General features: G+C 68.2%; 18 protein-coding genes, 1 tRNA gene and 1 pseudogene. 11 read left to right on the top strand and 9 right to left on the bottom strand.

Features of this window, described 5'->3' with window-relative positions; genetic code table 11:
- The first annotated feature begins 36 nt into the window (after positions 1-36).
- From QMK28_RS10640 to QMK28_RS10630, 3 genes and pseudogenes are all read left to right on the top strand, one after another.
- Complete coding sequence (locus QMK28_RS10640; protein ID WP_326436820.1) at positions 37-696, top strand: ATP-binding protein; 660 nt, start codon at positions 37-39, stop codon at positions 694-696.
- 47 nt (positions 697-743) lie between these two features.
- Positions 744-866 (top strand): annotated as a pseudogene (locus QMK28_RS10635) (transposase); the annotation flags it as partial.
- 486 nt (positions 867-1,352) lie between these two features.
- Entirely contained in the window at positions 1,353-2,303 is a 951-nt protein-coding gene (locus QMK28_RS10630; protein ID WP_326436819.1) for an immunity 49 family protein, read from the top strand.
- Positions 2,304-2,553: 250 nt separating this feature from the next.
- On the opposite strand, the gene QMK28_RS10625 is transcribed toward QMK28_RS10630, so the two are convergent.
- The 9 genes from QMK28_RS10625 to QMK28_RS10585 all read right to left on the bottom strand — a co-directional run bounded on the left by QMK28_RS10625 (position 2,554) and on the right by QMK28_RS10585 (position 10,057).
- Positions 2,554-3,225, bottom strand: coding sequence for a pentapeptide repeat-containing protein (locus tag QMK28_RS10625; RefSeq protein WP_326436818.1), 672 nt, complete (start codon positions 3,223-3,225; stop codon positions 2,554-2,556).
- A gap of 41 nt (positions 3,226-3,266) precedes the next feature.
- Positions 3,267-3,755 carry a type VII secretion system-associated protein gene (locus QMK28_RS10620; protein ID WP_326436817.1) on the bottom strand — a complete coding sequence of 163 codons (489 nt, stop codon included), beginning with the start codon at positions 3,753-3,755 and terminating at the stop codon, positions 3,267-3,269.
- Positions 3,756-5,039: 1,284 nt separating this feature from the next.
- Positions 5,040-5,891 (bottom strand): hypothetical protein, encoded by an 852-nt coding sequence (locus tag QMK28_RS10615; RefSeq protein WP_326436816.1) that lies wholly within the window; start codon positions 5,889-5,891, stop codon positions 5,040-5,042.
- Positions 5,888-6,244, bottom strand: coding sequence for a hypothetical protein (locus tag QMK28_RS10610; RefSeq protein ID WP_326436815.1), 357 nt, complete (start codon positions 6,242-6,244; stop codon positions 5,888-5,890). Before QMK28_RS10610 ends, QMK28_RS10615 begins: the two co-directional genes overlap by 4 nt.
- A gap of 56 nt (positions 6,245-6,300) precedes the next feature.
- Positions 6,301-8,103 (bottom strand): hypothetical protein, encoded by a 1,803-nt coding sequence (locus QMK28_RS10605; protein ID WP_326436814.1) that lies wholly within the window; start codon positions 8,101-8,103, stop codon positions 6,301-6,303.
- Complete coding sequence (locus QMK28_RS10600; RefSeq protein WP_326436813.1) at positions 8,100-8,528, bottom strand: DUF6507 family protein; 429 nt, start codon at positions 8,526-8,528, stop codon at positions 8,100-8,102. The genes QMK28_RS10605 and QMK28_RS10600 overlap by 4 nt, the downstream gene beginning before the upstream one ends.
- A gap of 101 nt (positions 8,529-8,629) precedes the next feature.
- Positions 8,630-8,941, bottom strand: a complete 312-nt coding sequence (locus QMK28_RS10595) for a pore-forming ESAT-6 family protein (RefSeq protein ID WP_326436812.1) — start codon at positions 8,939-8,941, stop codon at positions 8,630-8,632.
- A 17-nt stretch (positions 8,942-8,958) separates the two neighbouring features.
- Positions 8,959-9,291 carry a hypothetical protein gene (locus tag QMK28_RS10590; RefSeq protein WP_326436811.1) on the bottom strand — a complete coding sequence of 111 codons (333 nt, stop codon included), beginning with the start codon at positions 9,289-9,291 and terminating at the stop codon, positions 8,959-8,961.
- A 694-nt stretch (positions 9,292-9,985) separates the two neighbouring features.
- Positions 9,986-10,057: transfer RNA gene (locus tag QMK28_RS10585), tRNA-Arg, on the bottom strand.
- Positions 10,058-10,356: 299 nt separating this feature from the next.
- Here QMK28_RS10585 and QMK28_RS10580 point away from each other — a divergent pair.
- From QMK28_RS10580 to QMK28_RS10545, 8 genes are all read left to right on the top strand, one after another.
- On the top strand, positions 10,357-10,854 hold the full coding sequence (locus tag QMK28_RS10580; RefSeq protein WP_443050641.1) for a response regulator: 498 nt from the start codon (positions 10,357-10,359) through the stop codon (positions 10,852-10,854).
- A 67-nt stretch (positions 10,855-10,921) separates the two neighbouring features.
- On the top strand, positions 10,922-11,878 hold the full coding sequence (gene nrtL / locus QMK28_RS10575) for an ArgS-related anticodon-binding protein NrtL (RefSeq protein WP_326436810.1): 957 nt from the start codon (positions 10,922-10,924) through the stop codon (positions 11,876-11,878).
- Positions 11,879-11,894: 16 nt separating this feature from the next.
- Positions 11,895-13,286 carry a diaminopimelate decarboxylase gene (gene lysA / locus QMK28_RS10570; RefSeq protein WP_326436809.1) on the top strand — a complete coding sequence of 464 codons (1,392 nt, stop codon included), beginning with the start codon at positions 11,895-11,897 and terminating at the stop codon, positions 13,284-13,286.
- A gap of 171 nt (positions 13,287-13,457) precedes the next feature.
- Positions 13,458-14,750 carry a homoserine dehydrogenase gene (locus QMK28_RS10565; protein WP_326436849.1) on the top strand — a complete coding sequence of 431 codons (1,293 nt, stop codon included), beginning with the start codon at positions 13,458-13,460 and terminating at the stop codon, positions 14,748-14,750.
- 9 nt (positions 14,751-14,759) lie between these two features.
- A complete protein-coding gene (gene thrC, locus QMK28_RS10560; RefSeq protein WP_326436808.1) occupies positions 14,760-15,860 on the top strand; it encodes a threonine synthase in 1,101 nt (366 codons plus the stop codon).
- Between the two features lie 273 nt (positions 15,861-16,133).
- Positions 16,134-17,051 (top strand): homoserine kinase, encoded by a 918-nt coding sequence (thrB, locus tag QMK28_RS10555; RefSeq protein ID WP_326436807.1) that lies wholly within the window; start codon positions 16,134-16,136, stop codon positions 17,049-17,051.
- 395 nt (positions 17,052-17,446) lie between these two features.
- The gene (rho, locus tag QMK28_RS10550) at positions 17,447-19,612 is read left to right on the top strand and encodes a transcription termination factor Rho (protein WP_326436806.1); all 2,166 of its coding nucleotides are present in this window, start codon (positions 17,447-17,449) and stop codon (positions 19,610-19,612) included.
- A gap of 402 nt (positions 19,613-20,014) precedes the next feature.
- Entirely contained in the window at positions 20,015-21,136 is a 1,122-nt protein-coding gene (locus QMK28_RS10545; RefSeq protein ID WP_326436805.1) for an LCP family protein, read from the top strand.
- The last annotated feature ends 14 nt before the right edge of the window (positions 21,137-21,150 follow it).

The following is a 21,150-nucleotide window of genomic DNA, read 5'->3' as shown; positions in this document are numbered from 1 at the left end:
GACCTCCTGGGAGCTGTGATGGATGAACCGTGCGAAGTGAACTTCAGGCTTGCTCGTTGCCGCAGCAGCGTTCCCAGAGCGCGAGCCGTCCTGCGCGCCAAGCTCGGCGAGTGGCGGGCGGGGCAAGAGGTCGCTGAGGCTGGGGAGTTGGTGCTCTCGGAGCTGGTGACCAATGCCCTGCGGGTGCGCGTTCCGGAAGACCGGCTGGTGGGCGTACGCATCGTGTGTGGGGAACGGGGCGGGCTGCTGCGGCTGGAGGTGAGCGACGCCGGAGCGGGGCGGCCCGAGGTGCAGCGGCCCGGCAGGTTCGACACGGCGGGTCGCGGGCTCCTGCTCGTGGAGACGCTGGCTCACCGCTGGGGTGTGGACGAACGGCCGGCCGGGATCGGTAAAACGGTCTGGGCGGAACTGCTGGCACCCGGCATGGTCCCCGTACCGGCACAGACGGAGGTCGCGGCGGTGACCGTCCTGCCCGGTCAGTGCGTACGGGTGTGGGGCACCTGGCGAATGGTCCGCAGCGTGCGCAGTGAGCGGTACGCATCAGGCGGGCTGGCCGTCGTCATCCGCCTGGCCGACGGTCCGGCCCTGCGGCTGCACGCGGCGGAGCCGGTCACGGTGCGGGGCGGCGGGCATGCCGGCGGCGGGGGAGCGGTCGTGACGGATGCGCGGGATGGCGGGATCGACCCTGGATCGTAGACACCCTGATCATTGGATCGTGAAGATCCATACGACAGGAGTTCCCGTTGGGGACGCTGAAGTACTCGCCTGAGTTCCGGGCTGTTGTCGCGTTGTACCAGGCCGGCCCGGATGGGACGTACGCGTCGGTGGCCAACGACCTGGGGGTCAACCACGAGACGCTGCGTACGTGGGTGCGGGCTGGGCCGAGCAGGATGCCCGGCCAGCTCCGCCACGATCGCAATCGCGGCGAACGTCTTCCCCAGCCGCTCATCCGCCGACCGCCATTGCCGCTGTGCCCTGGACAACAAAGCATCCCGCAACCGTCGGCGCACCGACTCCAGTAGCTGACTGTTGTAGTCGCAGGACGTCAGCCCCCTGCCGCGTTAGCCTCGAACTCGCCGAGCCAGGCGGTTCAGCAGCTCACCGGGCAGGTAGCCGTTATCTCGGGTCCCGGTCAAGCATCAGGCATGTGAGGCGAGTGCCCTGTTCAGGGACATGCCTTACAAATATCTGCGGGGGGTGTGAGGCGCGTTGGCGACGGCCGCGTTCCTATCCGGAACCGCCCACTCAGCGCCCCTGCTGCTGCCGGGTCTCTCGGCTGGACCCGGGGCAATGTCCGAGCCCGCTGATAGCGTGCCGCATCCGGCCGGGAAGATCATGAGAGGACGGCAGCCGTGCGGGAAGTGACGCGCCACGAGGTCAGCGGACAGTACATAGCCCAGGCACTCGACGACATCAGCGGACGGACCCGGGGGCGGTGGCACTGGATGCGCTACGACGACCCGGCCCCGGAGAGGTTGCAGGAGATGCGTGACGAGCTCCTCGACCACATCGCGGCCCGCACCGTGGAGGATCCCGCGCTCGACGAGGCATCGCGCTCGGCGCTGCGGACTGCGGCAGAGTGCTCCCTGGGGGTGCTAAGCGTTGGCTGCTTCCCCGAGGGTGACCAGGAGATCGTCTTTCCGCTCATCGGCGAGAGTCTCAGCAGCGATTACATCACCTTCGGTGACGTCATCGAGCAGGCCCCCACGGCCAGAACATGGGTCGACGCGTTTGCGATGTGCCTGGTCAGCGGCCTGGTGTGGGAATGGCGGCGGGTGATCGGTCTGCTGCTGCGGGACTACGCGCCCGCGATCCGCGACGGGGTGCCGTACTCAAAGCTGAACTCGACGTCGGACCGGGCGGACCTTGCCGTGATGGACGCACTGTGCAGCTACCTGACCCAGGCACGCGGGCACCTGCCCCGCGACTGGCCCACCGTGACCCTGTGCAAGCCGGACGCCGACGCGCGCGCCGAGGCGGCCCGACAACTGGACGCAGCCAGCCCCCTGACACTGGACCAGCGTCTCCTTCGCGTACTCCTCGACGACGACCAGCACGCCTTTGAGCAGGCACTCGTGGCCCGGCTCATCGAACACCGAGAGAGCCTGGGATGCGATCCCGCCCCCAGGACTCTGCTGCCGCTCGGCACTCTTGCCCTGGCCGCCCTTGCGGTCCAGGTGCACGGGTGGGAGCTGGGCGTCCGGTCCGGCTATCTGCCGCACGGCATGCTGGGTTCCCCGGATGCCGTGCGGCGAGCGGCGGACGCCGGCGGGAATGACCTCGGCTATTGGACCGCCAAGTAGTCATCTGGCAGGGCGCTGTTCGCTCGAAGCACTCGCCGCCGCAAGCGAACGGGCGGCACTTGCCTAATGCGCCTGCACTTGTGATCAACCTTCTGAGCTGCCGGTACATGCACCGACTCCTAGATAACGATCGGACCGACCTCGATCGGGAACCCCGCGTCGTAGGCGAGGCAGGCGATGGCGAGCGGGCTGAGGGCGATCTTGCCGCAGAGGCCCAAGACCTGATCGTTGAACGGCCGCACTGTTTCCCTTATCTCTTTGGCAGTACGCGAACTTCGCCGCCCTTCTCTTGAATCCATCGCTCCAATTCGGCGCCTCCGACTTCGCGAATCACTCCCCTGTCGAAGAGCTGTACCGGGCCGAAGATCGTTCCCGTCATCCCTCGCAGGATCGTATCGTGATCCAACTTCACCTTGAATGAATTCTCCTGCAGAATCGCGTTGGAGAGGTCTGCGCCAGAGAGGTTCACATCGAGCAGTGATGCGCCCATGATCCGCGTACCGCGAAGACTCGCGCCGGAGGCATCGACATCGCAGAGGGAACTTTTGACGAGGTCCGCTCTGTCAAGATTTGCGCCGCGTAGCAGTGCGTCGTCGAAGTTGACGCGTACGAGAGAAGCTTCGGTCAGATCTGCACCGGAGAGATCGGCCCCTTCAGCGTGGGATCGGTAAAGGTCGGAGCCGATCAGCTTGATGTCGACCATTTTTGTATCGGTGAACCAAGACTCCGAGAAGTCTCCTCCCGACAGGTCCGCCCCACTCAGATCGAGGCCGATGACGTCCAGCCCACCCGGGTCCTCTTCCTGCAGCCACTCCCGAAAGCGCTGCCTGGCCAGCACGGCATGCGATGGCTCATGAGTCACTGCAGGTTCGTCCCCTTCGATCGCAGCTCCGGGAACTTTACCAAGTCGTCGATAGGTCATTGGTCACGGGGCCCGTCCTGAGGGTTCTGCGTGCCCGGCCGTCAGAGCCCTGCGGCTCGGCGCATATCTGCAATAGGCAGCTGAACCGATGTCGAACTGCCAGGGTTCAGCTTCAAAATCGAGCAGTCGGGAAGCTCTGCGAGAAGAATGCGAAAATCAATTCGCCTGAGCCGTGGTGCCGAACTCGGCGCATGCTGCTCGCTCGTATACACCGAAGTAATCCCACCTTCAATTCCCTCGATAGAGGGAGCTGCTCCAGAATTAGTCTCCGGAACGAGGAAAACAACTGAATTCAAGAGTGCGACACGGACCGCTGAATTATTTCCGTATCCAGTGGCGGCAAGTTGAATAGCCGAGTCCACTGCATCGGTTGGATCGGCCAATCCAATACTGCGCGGTGATGGGCGATATCCTTGATTGTGTTTGAATTCGCCTGTGACCTGGCCGTGAGCGTCAACTTTCCAAGCACCAATGATCCCGTATGGGGGGATATTTCCCGTGGGGCTGAAGAATGGGTCGATTGCGTACACCCAGGCGCCTGGGCGTGCTGCCGCTTCTGTCCGCACAGCGTCAGTCACCGGCGGAGTCACCGCGCGCGGATTACTCATGGCTGCGCCTTTTGCGTTGGTGGTTCAGGTCGCTCTGCTCGGCCGCATAGGCCAGTCTTGTATACTCAGCCGCTGGCACATCGTCAAAGATATCCACGGTTGCCGGGCGGCCTGACGGTGGCCAGCGATAAGCTCTCCGGCCGCCCCCCATTTCTAGAGCCATTCTACTGGGGTAGACATCTCGGCATGCGCCCTCGACAGCCGGCTTCAATCCGTTGATTTCCAAATCGGTTCGCACCCGCGTAAGCGCCTCGAAAAGGTTCCATGCTGTGTGCTCTGTTGTGCTCGTTCCGTAGGTGATGCTTACGGAGTAGTAGTTTTCCGAGTAAGTGCTGACGAGTTTCCCAGTGAGGGCACTGCCGTCAGAGACAAGGGTGATCTCCTTGTCGTACAGGATTTCCGGGTTACTGGACACGGTCGGCCTCAGGGATGTAGTTCGGGTTGGGGTGAAGCCGCCGACAGTTCGGCGCTGGTTTCTTCCCTGAAAAGGTACGTACTCGGATTTCTGTACTCCGGGACGGAGATGTTTACTGGCCGACCACCCACGGCGATTCGGTGCTCTACCAAGAGTGAATAGACCGCCAGGAAAGCACGGAGGCACTCCACGGCCTCGTCGTCCGTGTTTAGCTCGCGTCCCCAAGTCCATCGCGCTACGGGAGTTGAAGTGATCACGAAGTTCCCTTGGCCGGTTGAGACCGCCCGGCGATCGCCTTGATGTCGTAGAACTATTCCGAAATCAACTCCGTCTAAATCTTGTCGGCGACATCACCGGCCAGAGCCATCCTGCAACGTGCCTGGAGTGCCGACCCCCAGCACTTCGGTGAAACCGAAGCAGTCGGCTCTCCTGGCTCGGCTGTCAAGGAGAGCAATTCATTGAGCTCCCGCAGAGCCGCACTCAACCGGGGGGAATTCCGTTTCTGTGCCTCCGGGTGAAGGCGGCCGGTGAAAGCGAACCTCCCCCAGATATCGTGATGTACAGCGAGCTCAGCCGACAGTCCCACGGATGCCGAGGAGAGCGGCCCGCTCCAGATTCGCGCCCGCATGTCCGGTCTGACGACCGGGCTTGCGGCCGGACGCCTCGCGCTGCGAGCGCGGAACGGGCTGTCGGTGGACGGTGCTTCGCGAGGCCCATGACCAGACCAAAGGGCCGACCGTCAGCAGGTCACACAACCTCGTGAGCAGTCACGTCTCGACTTCTCTCAGTCCCTACTGTTCCCATGGCACGGTCGCCGGCCGACGATGCCAGTACCAAGGCCGCAGGGCGATTTCGGCAGACTCCAGTCCATCAGTGCGGGCCGCCAGTGCTCGGCCGCCGTCATCCACTGTGCCTTCGCGGTACGACGAGTCCACTGCCATGAGGGCATCCTGAATCCGCGCCCGTGCCGACTCCGGGAGGGGCGCGATGAGATTTTCCAACTCATCGCGGCACTCCAGGTCTTCGCGGTACATATCGGCGGGATACCAGCCGGAAGGTGGCCACTTCGCGGCCATACGCGAGGCCAGCCGCTCCCAATTCGCCAGGAGGCCATGGATATTTTTCCACCCAGCTTCCCTGATGGGCGGAACACAGTCGTCAGCTAGCGGCGTCGGAATCGGCAGGTCCTTGACGATTTCGGGGAGCTTTCCGACTGCCGCACCCGGGAAGTCCGGCACTGGGAGTTCCACTGCGGTGACCCGGAACTCACCTTCCTCGCCCTCCGGCTGCTCAATCCGTGCGTACGTCAACTCTCCAGGCGGAGTTGCCACCTTCCGGATCCACGGCAGAGTCCCCCACGGGTAGAGGACGGATACACCGAGCGACTGCGCCAACGCCAGGGACAGCGACTCCTCCGAGGGGTGCGCAGCGACCTCTTCAGCCGCATAGACGGTCAGCATCCAGTCCAGGTCACCGCGGATCCCTTCGTATTCACAAGTTACCGTCGCATCCCAATTACGCGCCTCCAGTTCGGACGATGGTGATACGTCAACGCTGCCCAATGGGGTGGCAAATGCGTTGGCCAGAGCCTGCGCAAGTCCTGTTGGGACCGCATCGCAGGCAATCAAGACGTTGTACATCATGAGTAGTACTTTCGATACAAGGCGAGTGCCTTCTCAACAGCTTGGGGATTCTCTCTGAACTGCGGCGCCTTGCTGAACATGACTTGCAGCTTACTCATGTCCCCGTTGGCTCGCATGATGTGCTTCAAAGCTGTGTACTCAACCCGGTTCAGGGGCACTAGCCCGGGACCCGAATCCGGGAAGACTCTTCCCGTCGGTTCTATGACGTAACTTCGCCCATTGACTGTATAGCGTTGGCTGACTCTATCGAAGAAAGCCCTGCCTGCGGCGATTTCGGCTATATCTGCCTTTACCGCTGCCTTAGTCTCTGGCAGAATCACGGTGTTTTTCTCGTCTGGAGCTCCGTTCTTCACTCCGCTCAAGTCGTGTCGCGCGTTGGGGTACAGCAGAGTCTTTCCCTTGGCTGTACCTACGACAGTGTCCTCGGCTTTCCAGGACTTGACGCTCGAGTTCGATGAACCGCCGGTCCCACTGTCACCGTGTTGCCCGGGAGCGCCGCCCTCAGCCACATCGGCGGCTCCGTCGTCGGCGGCATGGCCGATGCCGGGCCCGTCGCCCGGACCGGTGCCAGCAGGTCTTGTGCGTCGGCACCGTCGCCGGCCCCGTGGGAGAACCCACCGCGCGGTGGAAGGGCACCCGTTCCGTTGTCGCCGTGGGACGGCGTGGAACCGCGTGGTGGGCCGGCGGGTGGTTCATGGGTGGCGGAGGGGCCCCGGCCGAAATCGTGTGCCGTGCCGCCCGGCGGCAAGTGGTCCCCGCCGCGCCCGCCGGCTCCGACGGCGTCGTCCCCGACGTGGGCACCGACCAGCACCGGCTCCCGCTGCGGCAGCGGGTTCGGCTCGGTGGCGTGGTCCGGGGCGCGCTCGGCTGCTGAGGGTTCGTGCGGGATCTTGTTGGAGGACTGGAGAACCTTGCCGGATTCGTCGAAGAGTGCGCCGCTGTCGGCGTCCAGGTAGACCGTTTTGCCCTGGCGATCGACCAGTTGGATGGTGTTCTTCGGCAGGATCGCGGGCCGCCCGGGTGCGACGTCGGTCAGTTCGGGCAGCTTGTAGGTGCCGCCCGGGATGTCGGCGAAAGTGCTGGTGCGCAGCTGTTTCAGGTTCACCATCAGGTCGCCGACCTTGCTGAAGGCGAACTTTCCGCCCTTGGCGACGTAGGTGATGGGGTCGACGAGGCGGCCGGCTTTGCCCGCGATGGAGACGGCCCGGGCGACCCCACCGGCCTTGGCGGCGGTGCCCGTGCCGCCGGTGACGATCGTGGTGATGACGTTGAAGCTGACCGTGCCGGCCGCGCGGGACGGGTTCTTCTCCCATTCGTCCCAGGCAACGAGCGCCTTGCCGGTCTCCTTCATGGCGGTGCGCGAGTCGCGGATCCAGCTGGGCAGCTTGTCGTCGGGGGTGAGCCAGAAGAGGGCCGAGGTGACGGGGGTGGCGGTGAGGACCACGCCGGTGGCGAGCTTGGCGAGGCTGGTCCAGGCCTGCCCCGCGGCATCCCAGCCGTCGGCGACGACCAGGGTGCCCAGTCCCTTGAAGGTGCCCACCACGCCGTCCATGATGAAGCCGTCCCACACGAAGCTCTTGACCTGGTGACCGGCCCAGGCCAGGCCGGTGTACTCCTGCTCGGTGGTCGAGCCCCAGGGCGTCTCTTCGGCGTGCTTGAGGTCGTCGGCCTTGTAGCCGTACATGTTCGGCTTGTGAGAGCCGTCGTCGGTGATGAGCGGGGTCCCGCCGGCCACCAGGGCGATGATCTTGCCGTGGCAGCTTCGCTCGGCCGCCCAGAACGCCGTCGTGGTGACTCTGACGTCATCGACCAGGGCGTTGTTGTGATTGACCTTCTTCTCGTCCTCACGCCAGTCGTCGTCGCCCTCGATGCTGTCCAGGAACGAGAATGCATCGGTTTGTAGGCTTTCGAGCCTTTTCACCAGCGGCCGTACCTCGGTGCCGTACACGCTGAGGGCGGTGGCCACCTTCTCCAAGTCATCCGCGAACGCGTCAGACTTGGTGGCCACCGGTGCCGTGGTGGCGAACAACTGGTCCGCCTCGGGCGCGTGGTAGAACGCCGAGAGCCCCTGAAATGTGGAGTGCACGGACGCTCCGGAGGACCGGAAGTTTCCCGCCTCCGTGGTCAGGGCCGCCGAGTCGGTCTCCAGTTGCGCCAGATTGCCGGTGAACTGGGGGATACCTGAAGGTATGATGAGGTCTTTGTCGCTCACGGCGTGCCCTGCTTCTTTCCGTGGCCGGACGGATCGATTTCCTTCCCGGACGCATCGACCTGGTGCCCGGACTCATTGATCCTGGGCTCCGCCACCGCTTGGCTCTGCGCGGTCGCCGCCATTTTCAGGTTGCCCTCGGTGTACGCGTTGGTGGCCGCGGCGGCCCCGTTCAGCGAGTTCCCGGTGCGTAGGGCCACGTAGGCCAGGTCCTTCCGCCGGGCCAGGAAGAACTGACTCAGCGCCGCCTCGACCGGACCGCTCGGTGGCGCGCCACAGTAGGCGGCCGAGATCGTGCCTGCCGAACTCGCGGCGCTCGGCAGGGTCTTCTCCAACTCGCCGCCGACTTTCGCCAGCCCCTCGGCAGCCGTCGCCGCCTTGCTGAGAACGCCCTGTACCCCGGACTGACTGATGTCCCAACTCGTCACGAAAATCCCCCCGCATCCCCGAACCCCGTACCGAAGCCGCCCACCAGCGACCCGACGACTTGCCCCTGGCCCCTCGGCCCCTTGCCCCCTGGCTGGCTCGGTCAGCCGATGTTGTCGACCGCGGCCTTGGCCCGGGTCACCGTCGACTGCGCCGTATCGTCGTTCTGCTCCAGCGTGCCGCGCACGAGGCGGATGATGTCGCGCACCTCGTTCGCCGCGCGGTTCCAGCGGATTTCCTTGCCGTGGTATTCGTCGGAGACCCCGTCGGCGCTGAAGTCCCCCATCGCGGCCTTCACCGCGGCGTCCCGGTCGGCCAGCACGAGTTCGAGCCGGCCGATGATCCCCTGCAGGCCGCCCTGGACCTCTGTCGAGGCGCCGGTGTCGTAGCTGTTCCGGTCCTGGTTCTGCCCCATCGCGATATCCCCCGTTTTTATCGCCCGGAGAACCGGGCGGCGTCGAAGTTGGCTCCGGCCATGTTCTGGTGGGCGTTGCTCTCCGACTCCTGATCACCGGCGCCGAAGGCGGTGTCCATGCCCGACTGCCCGCCCAGGATCGCGTTCAGCGCCCCGTTCAGCGCATCCGTGACCTCGTCCGCGCGCAGCTTGAAGGAATCGAACGCGGCCTTGCCGGCCCCGTTGAACTTCCCCTCCAGCGGATCCGCGGCCGCGATGAGCTGCCGGATCAACGTGCCCAGATCAGTACTGGACGCCGTTGTGCCCTTCCCCAGCTCCGACAGCGTCGTAGACCCCAGGTCGAACTGCATGCACCCACCCCCGAATAGTCGTATGCACACCGGCTCCCGAACTGACGCAGTGTGCACCTGCACCACATACGTCCCACCGGTTAGCACATATGTCTATCGAGAAAACGTTGTGGGTGCAAAGCGGTTGAGGGCGCGTGGAGGTGATGTTGCTCTGGCGGGACCTGACGTGGCGGCGAAGCGGGGGAGCGGGAGCGAAGACCGAACGTGGGGCCGACAGCGCTGCCGCCGCGCCTCTGGGGTCTGCCAGATGGACGCCCGAGGGACCGTCGCGCCGGCGCTGATCCCTCGCGACTCGTGTTCAACGCTCCCTGCTGGAGGGGGCAGTGCCACGTCGGCGGTCCCGTGGTGCCGATGCGCGAGGGAGCGCCATCCGTCTATCTCACGGGTGACCGCCCAGCGCTGATTGCGGCGTCCGTACAAGCAGCCTGACTTGCACGCCCAGTCGGTCACCGCTCGGCCTCTGCCTCCGCCGCCTCCCGGGCGGTCTCTGTATGGCCGGTGGTTCGGCCGGCGTGCGGCGGGGTCCCACTCGCTTGCCGTGCAGCCACTTCAACCGCGGCCGATGCGATGTGTGCGTCCGGAACCCGCTGCGGCGGTGTGCGGGCCATGCGATCGCCGTGTCCGGCCGCAGATACACGAAGACCCCGCCCCCAGCGTTTCAGCTGGTGACGGGGTCTCGGCACTTCTCTCGAAGTGCCCCCGGCAGGATTCGAACCTGCGCATCCGGCTCCGGAGGCCGACGCTCTATCCCCTGAGCTACGGGGGCGTGTTGCCGCTGTTCACAGCGACGCTTAGAACCCTACCAGCTCCAACGGGGTCATCAGAAACACCTTTCCGGTGATCGTCCCCGGGCCGCCGGGGGACAGCGGGGGGCGACGAGGGGACGGCCGGCGGACCGCTCACGCGCGGCCCCGCCGCCGTGCGCGAAGCCCCGGCAGCGGCTCCGCAGCACCCCGTAGCGCATCCGCCCCGCCCGCCCCACCCGCTCGGTGAAAGCTCCCCCGCACCTGGTGGAAGTGGGCAAAAGCCGGACGCGGCCGGAGGGGCGCGCCTAGGCTTTTGCCTGTGCCTGGCTTGTCGGGCCGGGTCCTTGTCGTCGACGACAACAAGGTCATCCGGCAGTTGATCAGGGTCAATCTCGAACTCGAAGGCTTCGAGGTCATGACCGCGGCCGATGGTGCCGAGTGCCTGGACGTCGTTCACCAGGTGCGTCCCGCTGTCATCACCCTCGACGTCGTCATGCCCCGGCTGGACGGGCTGCGGACGGCTGCCCGGCTGCGCGCCGACCCCCGTACCCGCGATGCGCCGATCGCGATCATCAGCGCGTGCACGCAGCTGGAGGTCGACGCGGGGCAGTCGGCGGGGGTGGACGCGTTCCTCGCGAAGCCCTTCGAACCGATGGATCTGGTGCGGCTGGTGCGGCGGCTGATGTTCCCGGACGGCTCGCCGGAAGGGGACGGCCCCGCTGAGGGGCGCGGTGCGGAGCGGGGCGGCGGACGGGACGGACTCTCGAAGAGCGCCGGGGCCGACGACGCGGAACCCGCTGTCGGTCCCGCTGGGTGAGGCCGCCGGTCCCGGTGGGTGAAACCTGTTCGCGTCCCCACCCCCCTCCTCCCATACGCTTGACCCTGTGACCCCCGCAGAACTCTCCCGCACCGTGCTGCACACCGTGCGCCGTGCCGTAGAGACCGATGAGCTGCGCGTTCCTGTGCCCGCGCGGGTCACCGTCCGCACCCCGCCGCGCCCCGGCTGCGGCGACTACGCCACGAACATCGCGCTGGAGCTGGCCGCGGCGGCCGGGCGGCAGCCCCGCCAGGTCGCCGAGATCCTGCGCCGGGGGCTGGCGCGCGAGCCCGGCATCGCCCGCGTCGAGATCGCCGCTCCGGGCTTCCTCAACATCACCCTCGACGGCGGCGGGCACAGCGATCTCGTCCGGACGATCCTCGCGGAGGGGACGGCGTACGGGGCCTTGGATGAATCCGCGGACGGACCCGCGGACGGACCCGCGTACGGGGCGTACGAGCAGCAGGCCGCCCCGGCCCCGCACAACCACGCCCCGCCCACCCCCGACGACGACTCCCTGCGCCGCCTCGGCCCCGACGCCGCCCGCTGGGCGCTGCTCGGCCCGCCGTACCCGGACCCGGAGCTGCTGCTCGTCCAGCGTGAGAGCAACCCGCTCTTCCGCGTCCAGTACGCGTACGCCCGCACCAGCGCCCTGCTCCGCAACGCCCGCGATCTGGGCCTGGAACGGACCCCGGAGCAGGATGCGGGCACCGCAGGCCACGCAGACCCGGGGACCACCGCCTACGACGACCCCGGCGAGCGGGTCCTCCTCGGCCTGCTCGCCGACTTCCCGGGCGTCGCCCGGGCCGCCGCCCGCCATCGCGCCCCCGAGCGGGTCGCCCGTCACCTGGAGACGACGGCCGAAGCGCTGCAGCGCACGCTCGCCGGCTGTCCGCCGCTTCCGTACGGCGATCAGAAACCCTCGGCCGTTCACCGCGCCCGTCTGGCCCTCGCCGAGGCCACCGGGACGGTGCTGGCCAACGGCCTCCACCAGCTCGGCATAACCGCACCCGCGCATCTCTGAGGAGTTCAGTCGCCCCATGAGCCGTTCCGCCCACCCCGCCGGGCCCCGCCACGCCGATGTCATGTCCGAAGGGCACTACTCGGCGCCCCCCACCGACCTCAACGCCCTCGACCCGAACGTCTGGTCCCGCACGGTCACCCGTGACGCCGAGGGCGTCGCCCAGGTCGGCGGCCTCGACGTGCTCAAGCTGGCCGAGGAGTTCGGCACGCCCGCCTACTTCCTCGACGAGGCCGACTTCCGGGCCCGCTGCCGCGCCTGGCGCGACGCCTTCGGGGAGGACGCCGACGTCTTCTACGCCGGCAAGGCGTTCCTCTCCCGCGCGGTCGTCCGCTGGCTGTACGAGGAGGGCCTCAACCTCGACGTCTGCTCCGCGGGCGAGCTGGCGACCGCGCTGGACGCCGGGATGCCCGCCGAGCGGATCGCGCTGCACGGCAACAACAAGAGCACCGCCGAGATCGAGCGGGCCATCCGCGAGGGCGTCGGCCGGATCGTCCTCGACTCGTTCCAGGAGATCGTCCGCGTCGCGCACATCGCCGACCGGCTCGGCAAGCGCCAGCGTGTGCAGATCCGGGTGACGGTGGGCGTCGAGGCGCACACCCACGAGTTCATCGCCACCGCCCACGAGGACCAGAAGTTCGGCATCGGGCTCGCCGACGGGCAGGCTGCCGAGGCCGTGCGCCGGGTGCTCAAGCTGGACGGGCTGGAGCTCGTCGGCATCCACTCGCACATCGGCTCGCAGATCTTCGACATGGCCGGCTTCGAGGTCTCCGCGCACCGGGTCGTGCAGCTGCTCACCGAGGTCCGCGACGAGCACGGCATCGAGCTGCCCGAGATCGACCTCGGCGGCGGGCTCGGCATCGCCTACACCTCCGACGACGACCCGAGCGAGCCGCACGAGATCGCCAAGGCGCTCGGCGACATCGTCACCCGCGAGTGCCGGCTGGCCGGGCTCTCGGTGCCGCGGCTGTCCGTCGAGCCGGGCCGCGCGATCGTCGGCCCGACCGCCTTCACCCTCTACGAGGTCGGCACCGTCAAGCACCTCGAAGGGCTGCGGACCTACGTCAGCGTGGACGGCGGCATGTCCGACAACATCCGTACCGCGCTCTACGACGCCGACTACAGCGTCGCGCTGGTCTCCAGGACCTCCGACGCCGAGCCGATGCTCTCCCGCGTCGTCGGCAAGCACTGCGAGTCCGGCGACATCGTGGTCAAGGACGCGTTCCTGCCCGCCGACCTCGCGCCCGGCGACCTGCTCGCCGTGCCGGCCACCGGTGCGTACTGCCGTTCCATGGCCAGCAACTACAACCACGCGCTGCGCCCGCCCGTCGTAGCGGTCGACTCCGGCGAGGCCCGGGTGATCGTCCGGCGTGAGACGGAGGAGGATCTTCTGCGGCTCGATGTCGGTTAGCGAGATTCTTATCTCGCATCATGGACCGGGGGCGGAATCCCCCGTCCGGTGAGTGAGACTGGTCCACTACCGCATACGAAAGTGTGCGGTGACGAGATGTACAGGGACTGTGCTCGGTGAAGCTCGATGACTGTGCTCGATGAACTGTGCTCGATGAAAGGCGTAGGTCGGATGATGCGTACGCGGCCGCTGAAAGTGGCGCTCCTGGGCTGTGGCGTGGTCGGCTCAGAGGTGACGCGCATCATGACGACGCAGGCCGCCGACCTCGCGGCCCGCATCGGCGCGCCGGTCGAACTGGTGGGGATCGCCGTGCGCCGGCCGGACCGGCTGCGCGAGGGCGTCCCGCCCGAACTCGTCACCACCGACGCCACCGCGCTGGTCAAGCGCGGTGACATCGACGTCGTCATCGAGGTCATCGGCGGCATCGAACCCGCCCGCACCCTGATCACCACCGCCTTCGAGCACGGCGCCAGCGTCGTGAGCGCCAACAAGGCGCTGGTCGCCGCCGACGGCGCGGCGCTGCACGCCGCCGCCGAGAAGTACGGCGCCGACCTCTACTACGAGGCCGCCGTCGCCGGCGCGATCCCGCTGGTCAGGCCGCTGCGCGAGTCCCTCGCCGGCGACAAGGTCAACCGGGTGCTCGGCATCGTCAACGGCACGACGAACTTCATCCTCGACCGGATGGACTCCCACGGCGCCGGCTACAGCGAGGCCCTCGACGAGGCCACCGCCCTGGGCTACGCCGAGGCCGACCCGACCGCCGACGTCGAGGGCTTCGACGCCGCCGCGAAGGCCGCGATCCTGGCCGGCATCGCCTTCCACACCCGCGTCACCATCGACGACGTGCACCGCGAGGGCCTCACCGAGGTCACCTCCGCCGACATCGCCTCCGCGAAGCGGATGGGCTGCACCGTCAAGCTCCTCGCGATCTGCGAGCGCGCCGCCGACGGCAGGTCCGTCACCGCCCGCGTGCACCCCGCGATGATCCCGCTGAGCCACCCGCTCGCCTCGGTCCGCGAGGCGTACAACGCGGTGTTCGTCGAGGCCGACGCGGCCGGGCAGCTGATGTTCTACGGACCGGGCGCGGGCGGCCCGCCGACCGCCTCCGCGGTCCTCGGCGACCTCGTCGCGGTCTGCCGCAACAAACTGAACGACGTGACCGGACCGGGGGAGTCCGCCTACACCAGGCTGCCCGTCAGCCCGATGGGCGAGGTCGTCACGCGCTATCACATCAGCCTCGACGTGGCCGACAAGCCGGGCGTACTGGCCCAGGTCGCCACGGTCTTCGCCGAGCACGACGTGTCGATCGACACGGTCCGCCAGTCGGGCAAGGACGGCGAGGCGTCGCTCGTCGTCGTCACGCACAGGGCGCCCGACGCCGCCCTGTCGGCGACCGTCGACGCGCTGCGGCAGCTGGACACCGTGCGCGGCGTCGCGAGCATCATGCGGGTCGAAGGGGAGTAAGGAAAAACCATGTCTGCAACCGCACCCATCCAGCGCGGCGAGGCCGCGGCCGGCACCCACCAGTGGCGCGGCATCATCGAGGAGTACCGCGACCGGCTTCCGGTCAGCGCCACGACTCCGGTGATCACCCTCCGTGAGGGCGGCACCCCGCTGGTGCCCGCGCAGGTGCTCTCCGAGCGCACCGGCTGCGAGGTCCACCTCAAGGTCGAGGGCGCCAACCCCACCGGGTCCTTCAAGGACCGCGGCATGACCATGGCCATCTCGCGGGCCAAGGAGGAGGGCGCGCAGGCCGTCATCTGCGCCTCCACCGGCAACACCTCCGCCTCCGCGGCCGCCTACGCCGTACGGGCCGGAATGGTCTGCGCGGTGCTGGTCCCGCAGGGCAAGATCGCGCTGGGCAAGATGGGCCAGGCGCTCGTCCACGGCGCGCGCATCCTCCAGGTCGACGGCAACTTCGACGACTGCCTGACGCTCGCCCGCAGCCTCTCCGAGAAGTACCCGGTGGCGCTGGTCAACTCGGTGAACCCGGCGCGCATCGAGGGCCAGAAGACCGCGGCGTTCGAGATCGTCGACGCGCTGGGCGACGCGCCCGACATCCATGTGCTGCCCGTCGGCAACGCCGGCAACATCACCGCCTACTGGCGGGGCTACCGGGAGTACGCGGCCGACGGCCTCTCCTCCCGCAGGCCCCGGATGTGGGGCTACCAGGCGTCCGGCTCGGCGCCGATCGTGCGCGGCGAGATCGTCAAGGACCCGCACACCATCGCCACCGCGATCCGGATCGGCAACCCCGCGTCCTGGAGCTTCGCCGAGCAGGCGCGCGACGAATCGGGCGGCCTCATCGACGAGGTGACCGACCGTCAAATCCTGGCCGCCTACCGGCTTCTCGCCGCGCAGGAGGGCGTTTTCGTCGAGCCGGCCTCGGCCGCGAGCGTCGCCGGTCTGCTCAAGGCCGCCGAGCAGGGCAAGGTCGATCCCGGCCAGCGCATCGTCTGCACGGTCACCGGCAACGGCCTCAAGGACCCGGACTGGGCCGTGGCCGGCGCGCCGCAGCCCGTGACGGTGCCGATCGACGCGGCCGCGGCGGCCGAACAGCTCGGCCTGGCGTAACCGGTATCCGGCTTGACCAGGCGAAACGACCGCAAGGCAGCGGGCGGCGCGCGACACGTATCGTGCGCCTCCCGTGCGCCCTATGTCGCGACAGAACCTTCCTTCGATAGGCTGACCCCAACCCCGGCCGCCGCAGACTCCCGCCGCCGTGCGCGGCGGCCCGTCGGGGCACTCGGGGCCTGACGCATCGCGTCGGGCCGAGAAGCCTTCGAGAAGAACCCGCAGTACCCGCGAAACCAGAAAAAGCTGTCTCACAAGGAGAGTCATCGTTCGATGGCCGGTCCCGCGTTCCGCGCCGCCGCCGTCCGAGTGCGCACCCCCGCCACCAGCGCAAATCTCGGCCCCGGTTTTGATGCCCTCGGCTTGTCCCTGGGGCTGTACGACGATGTCGTGGTCCGGGTCGCCGACTCCGGGCTGCACATCGACATCGCGGGGGAGGGCGCCGAAACCCTGCCGCGCGATGAGGACCATCTGCTCGTCCGGTCGCTGCGCACCGCCTTCGACCTGCTCGGCGGACAGCCGCGCGGCCTGGAGATCGTCTGCGCCAACCGCATTCCGCACGGCCGCGGCCTCGGCTCCTCGTCCGCCGCCATCTGCGCCGGCATCGTCGCAGCCCGCGCGGTGACGATAGGCGGGGCCGAGAAGCTCGACGACGCCGCGCTGCTGGAGCTGGCCACCGAGATCGAGGGTCACCCCGACAACGTCGCCGCCTGTCTGCTGGGCGGCTTCACGCTCGCCTGGACGGACTCGGGCGCCGCGCGGGCGATCCGGATGGATCCCGCGGAGTCAGTCGTTCCGGTGGTTTTCGTGCCCGCCGACGCGGTACTCACCGAGACGGCCCGCGGCCTGCTGCCGCGAACGGTCCCGCATGTCGACGCGGCCGCCAACGCGGGCCGTGCCGCACTGCTCGTCGAGGCGCTGACCAGGCGTCCCGAGCTGCTGCTGGCGGCAACCGAGGACCGGCTGCACCAGGAATACCGTGCTCCGGCGATGCCGGAGACCCTCGCGCTGGTGAACCGTCTGCGCGCGGACGGCGTCCCTGCCGTCATCTCCGGCGCGGGCCCCACGGTGCTCGCGCTGGTCGAGGACGCCGCGGCCGACAAGGTCGCCCGGATGGCGGGCGAGGGATGGGCGGCCAACCGGCTCGCGCTGGACGCCGAGGGGGCGTGCGTACTGCCGCTCGCGCCGTGAACGCGACCTGCGACAGCGAACGATTGCAGGTCTTGGAGAGGGGGAATGTTAGTTGGACCCAGTAGTGTTAACCTCAAGTGAGCACCCGACGCCTGATAGGCGTGGTGCTCCGTGTCCCCATTCGGGATCACCATTTCTTCCGGGAGCCTCCCACACTGCCTGAGCAGCCTGCCTGTGCAGCGATGAGCACGCTCCGGAATCGACGTGAGCGACATGACTGATACCGCACACCAGTGTCACGCCATCGCTTTGCGCCGGAATCAAGCACTGATCTTTCCGCCGTCTCCGGCGGACAACCGCCCCGGCCCGGTCCGCAGACACAGGACCGTAAGCCGGACAGCACAACCGGTCGCCGCGCCAGACAGGCCGACGCCCGCTCCAGGGAAGGACCCTTCGTGAGCGACACCACCGATCTGATGGGCGCACGTGTCGACGACACCGCCGCCGCGCCCACCGCGCCTGCCACCGGTGCTGCCCCCAAGCGTCGCCGTTCCGGCACCGGCCTTGACGCCATGGTCCTGGCGGAGCTGCAGCAGCTTGCTTCCAGCCTCGGGATCAAGGGCACCGCGCGGATGCGCAAGGGCCAGCTGATCGAGGTCATCAAGGACAAGCAGGGCGGCGGCTCGCCCGCGGCCAAGACCGCTGACGCCGCCCCCGCCGAGGCGGAGACGAAGCCGAAGCGCCGCGCCACCTCCAAGGCCCGTACGGGCGAGGGTGAGCAGCCGGTCGCCGGGCCGGCCGCGCCGGCCGCAGAGCAGGCCACGGCCCAGCAGCAGATCGACATCCCCGGCCAGCCGGCCAGCGACGACCAGCCGGTCGGCGAGCGACGCCGTCGCCGCGCCACCGCGCAGGCGGGCAGCCCGGACACCGCGGATGCCCAGACCGGAAGCACCACGGTGACCAAGGCCGAGAACCGCACCGAGCCCAAGAGCGACTCCAAGGCCGAGGCCGCTGTCGCGGTGTCCGCCACGGAAGGCGCCGACGGCAAGGCCAAGGGCGGCGAGCGCCGCGAGCGCCAGGACCGTCAGGGTCAGGACCAGGGCCAGGGTCAGAAGAACGAACGCCGGGAGCGCGGCAACCAGCGCGACCGCGGCGACCGTGCCGAGCGCGCCGACCGCGGTGACCGTGCCGAGCGAGGCGAGCGTGGCCGCGGCAAGAGCGGCGACGCGGCCGGCGGCAGCGCGGGTGGCGGCAACGACGGCGGAAACCGTCAGCAGCGCGACAACCGCGGCGGCGACAACCGCGGTGACAACCGCGGCGGTGGCAACCCGCAGCAGCAGCAACAGGGCAACCCGCAGCAACAGCAGGACGACGACGACTTCGAGGGTGGCCGCCGCGGCCGTCGGGGCCGCTACCGCGACCGCCGCGGCCGTCGTGGGCGCGAGGAGTTCGGCAACGAGGTCCCGGTCAACGACGACGATGTGCTGATCCCCGTCGCGGGCATCCTGGACATCCTCGACAACTACGCGTTCATCCGGACCTCCGGCTACCTGCCGGGCCCGAACGACGTGTACGTCTCGCTGGCCCAGGTCCGCAAGAACGGCCTGCGCAAGGGCGACCACACCACCGGCGCGGTGCGGCAGCCCAAGGACGGCGAGCGGCGCGAGAAGTTCAACGCGCTGGTCCGTCTCGACTCGTGCAACGGCATGGCGCCCGAAAGCGGCCGCGGCCGCCCGGAGTTCCAGAAGCTGACGCCGCTCTACCCGCAGGACCGGCTCCGCCTGGAGACCGACCCCGGCATTCTGACGACGCGGATCATCGACTTGATCGCGCCGATCGGCAAGGGCCAGCGCGGTCTGATCGTGGCGCCGCCGAGGACCGGCAAGACCATGATCATGCAGGCGATCGCCAACGCGATCACCGTCAACAACCCCGAGTGCCACCTGATGGTCGTCCTGGTGGACGAGCGTCCCGAAGAGGTCACCGACATGCAGCGGTCGGTGAAGGGCGAGGTCATCTCCTCGACCTTCGACCGCCCGGCCGAGGACCACACCACCGTCGCCGAGCTGGCCATCGAGCGCGCCAAGCGTCTCGTCGAGCTGGGTCACGACGTGGTCGTCCTGCTGGACTCCATCACCCGTCTGGGCCGCGCGTACAACCTCGCGGCGCCCGCCTCCGGCCGCATCCTGTCCGGCGGTGTCGACTCGACCGCGCTCTACCCGCCGAAGAAGTTCTTCGGCGCGGCGCGCAACATCGAGGACGGCGGCTCGCTGACCATCCTGGCCACCGCGATCGTCGAGACCGGCTCGCGGATGGACGAGGTGATCTTCGAGGAGTTCAAGGGCACCGGCAACATGGAGCTCAAGCTCGACCGCAAGCTCTCGGACAAGCGCATCTTCCCGGCGGTCGACGTCGACCCGTCCGGTACCCGTAAGGAGGAGATCCTGATGGGCAGCGACGAGCTGGCCGTCATCTGGAAGCTCCGCCGGGTGCTGCACGCGCTCGACTCGCAGCAGGCCATCGAGCTGCTGCTGGACAAGATGAAGAAGACCCAGAGCAACGCGGAGTTCCTGCTCCAGATCCAGAAGACGACGCCGGGCATGGGCAACGGCAACGACTGACCGGATCGCGCGGCTCCGCTCGCGCGCCTCAGCGGCATCGGGAGGGCCTTTCCGTCACACCAGTGGCGGGAAGGCCCTCCCGGGTTTCCGGGCGCCGAGCTTCCGGTTCTCCGGCCCGGGGGCCGGTCTCCGCCACCCGGCTTGCCGGCGGTAGCCCGGCTGAGATCTTTTCCACACGAACCAGGCGGCCCGATGGCTGGAAGCGGTACCCCCGGTTCAGCCGAAATCCCAGGTGACGGCCGAGAAAGTGCTGTTCCCGGCATAGCGCTCGCGGTCTTCTTCTAAGAAGCTCACTGAAGACCGCTGTGCAACCCTTCCGTTCGAGCCATCGTCTGACAGTTCGGACGACCGTGGCTCATCGGGCCGGCAAGGGCACCCGACGCAGCGAGGACTGAGGAGCAGATGGCGGACGACAGCACGACCGCGACCACGGCTGAGGGCCGTTCCCGCGGCATACGCGCCTCCGGCCGCCGACGCAGGCAGCGCAGCACCAACAGCCGGGTGCTGAAGATCGTCGCCTGGACCTCCGCGGGAGTGGTGGTGCTCGGCGGTACGGGCCTGGGCTACGCGTATTTCCAGCTCAACGGCAACCTCAAGGGCGTGGACATCAACTCGGCCCTGGGCACCGAGCGCCCGCAGAACGTCGACGACGGCTCCCAGGACATCCTCGTCCTGGGCTCCGACTCCCGCGCCGGGAAAAACGGCAAATACGGCGCCGACGAGGGCAGCGCCCGCTCCGACACCGCGATGATCATGCACATCTACGAGGGCCACAAGAAGGCCAGCGTCGTCAGCATCCCGCGGGACACCCTGGTGCACCGCCCGCAGTGCACCGATCCCAAGGGCGGCGACTCGCCCGCGGCCTCCCAGGTCATGTTCAACGAGTCGTACTCGGTCGGCGGCCCGGCCTGCGCGGTCAAGACCGTCGAGTCCATGACCAAGATCCGGATGGACCACTACATCGAGGTCGACTTCACCGGCTTCAAGAAGCTCATCGACACCCTCGGCGGCGTCGACATCACCACCACCCAGAAGATCCAGGACGAGAAGAGCCACCTCGACCTGGACGCGGGCAAGCACACCCTCAAGGGCGAGCAGGCGCTCGGCCTGGTACGGACCCGGCACGGCGTCGGCGACGGCAGTGACCTGGGCCGCATCCAGGTGCAGCAGGCCTTCATCAAGGCGCTGATGGACCAGGTCAAGGACGTCGGCCTGTTCGGCGACCCGGCCAAGCTCTTCAAGGTCGCGGACACCGCCACCAAGGCCGTCACCACCGACTCCGAGCTCAACTCGGTCAAGGACCTCACGTCCTTCGCCAGTGGCATCAAGGGCATCGGCTCGAACGACATCAGCATGACCACGCTGCCGGTGACGTACGACCCCGCGGACCTGAACCGGGTGCTGCCGCTCGACAAGAAGGCCGGCCAGGTGTGGCGGGCGCTCAAGGCCGACCAGCCGATTCCGAAGTCCGCGACCAAGGGCTCGGCCGGCGGAAAGGCCGGTGCGGGCGGCACCGTCAAGTAGCCCGTCGACCCACT

The organism is Streptomyces sp. H27-D2 (genome assembly GCF_035828615.1).
Taxonomy (GTDB): Bacteria; Actinomycetota; Actinomycetes; order Streptomycetales; family Streptomycetaceae; genus Streptomyces.
This window is presented reverse-complemented; position numbering and strand designations above follow the sequence as displayed.

Coding starts and splice junctions, on each gene's coding strand:
- QMK28_RS10625 (WP_326436818.1), bottom strand. CDS start 3,225: ATGACCTATCGACGACTTGGTAAAGTTCCCGGAGCTGCGATCGAAGGG.
- QMK28_RS10615 (WP_326436816.1), bottom strand. CDS start 5,891: ATGATGTACAACGTCTTGATTGCCTGCGATGCGGTCCCAACAGGACTT.
- QMK28_RS10595 (WP_326436812.1), bottom strand. CDS start 8,941: ATGGGGCAGAACCAGGACCGGAACAGCTACGACACCGGCGCCTCGACA.
- QMK28_RS10590 (WP_326436811.1), bottom strand. CDS start 9,291: ATGCAGTTCGACCTGGGGTCTACGACGCTGTCGGAGCTGGGGAAGGGC.
- lysA (WP_326436809.1), top strand. CDS start 11,895: ATGAGCCGTTCCGCCCACCCCGCCGGGCCCCGCCACGCCGATGTCATG.
- QMK28_RS10565 (WP_326436849.1), top strand. CDS start 13,458: ATGATGCGTACGCGGCCGCTGAAAGTGGCGCTCCTGGGCTGTGGCGTG.
- thrC (WP_326436808.1), top strand. CDS start 14,760: ATGTCTGCAACCGCACCCATCCAGCGCGGCGAGGCCGCGGCCGGCACC.
- thrB (WP_326436807.1), top strand. CDS start 16,134: ATGGCCGGTCCCGCGTTCCGCGCCGCCGCCGTCCGAGTGCGCACCCCC.
- QMK28_RS10545 (WP_326436805.1), top strand. CDS start 20,015: ATGGCGGACGACAGCACGACCGCGACCACGGCTGAGGGCCGTTCCCGC.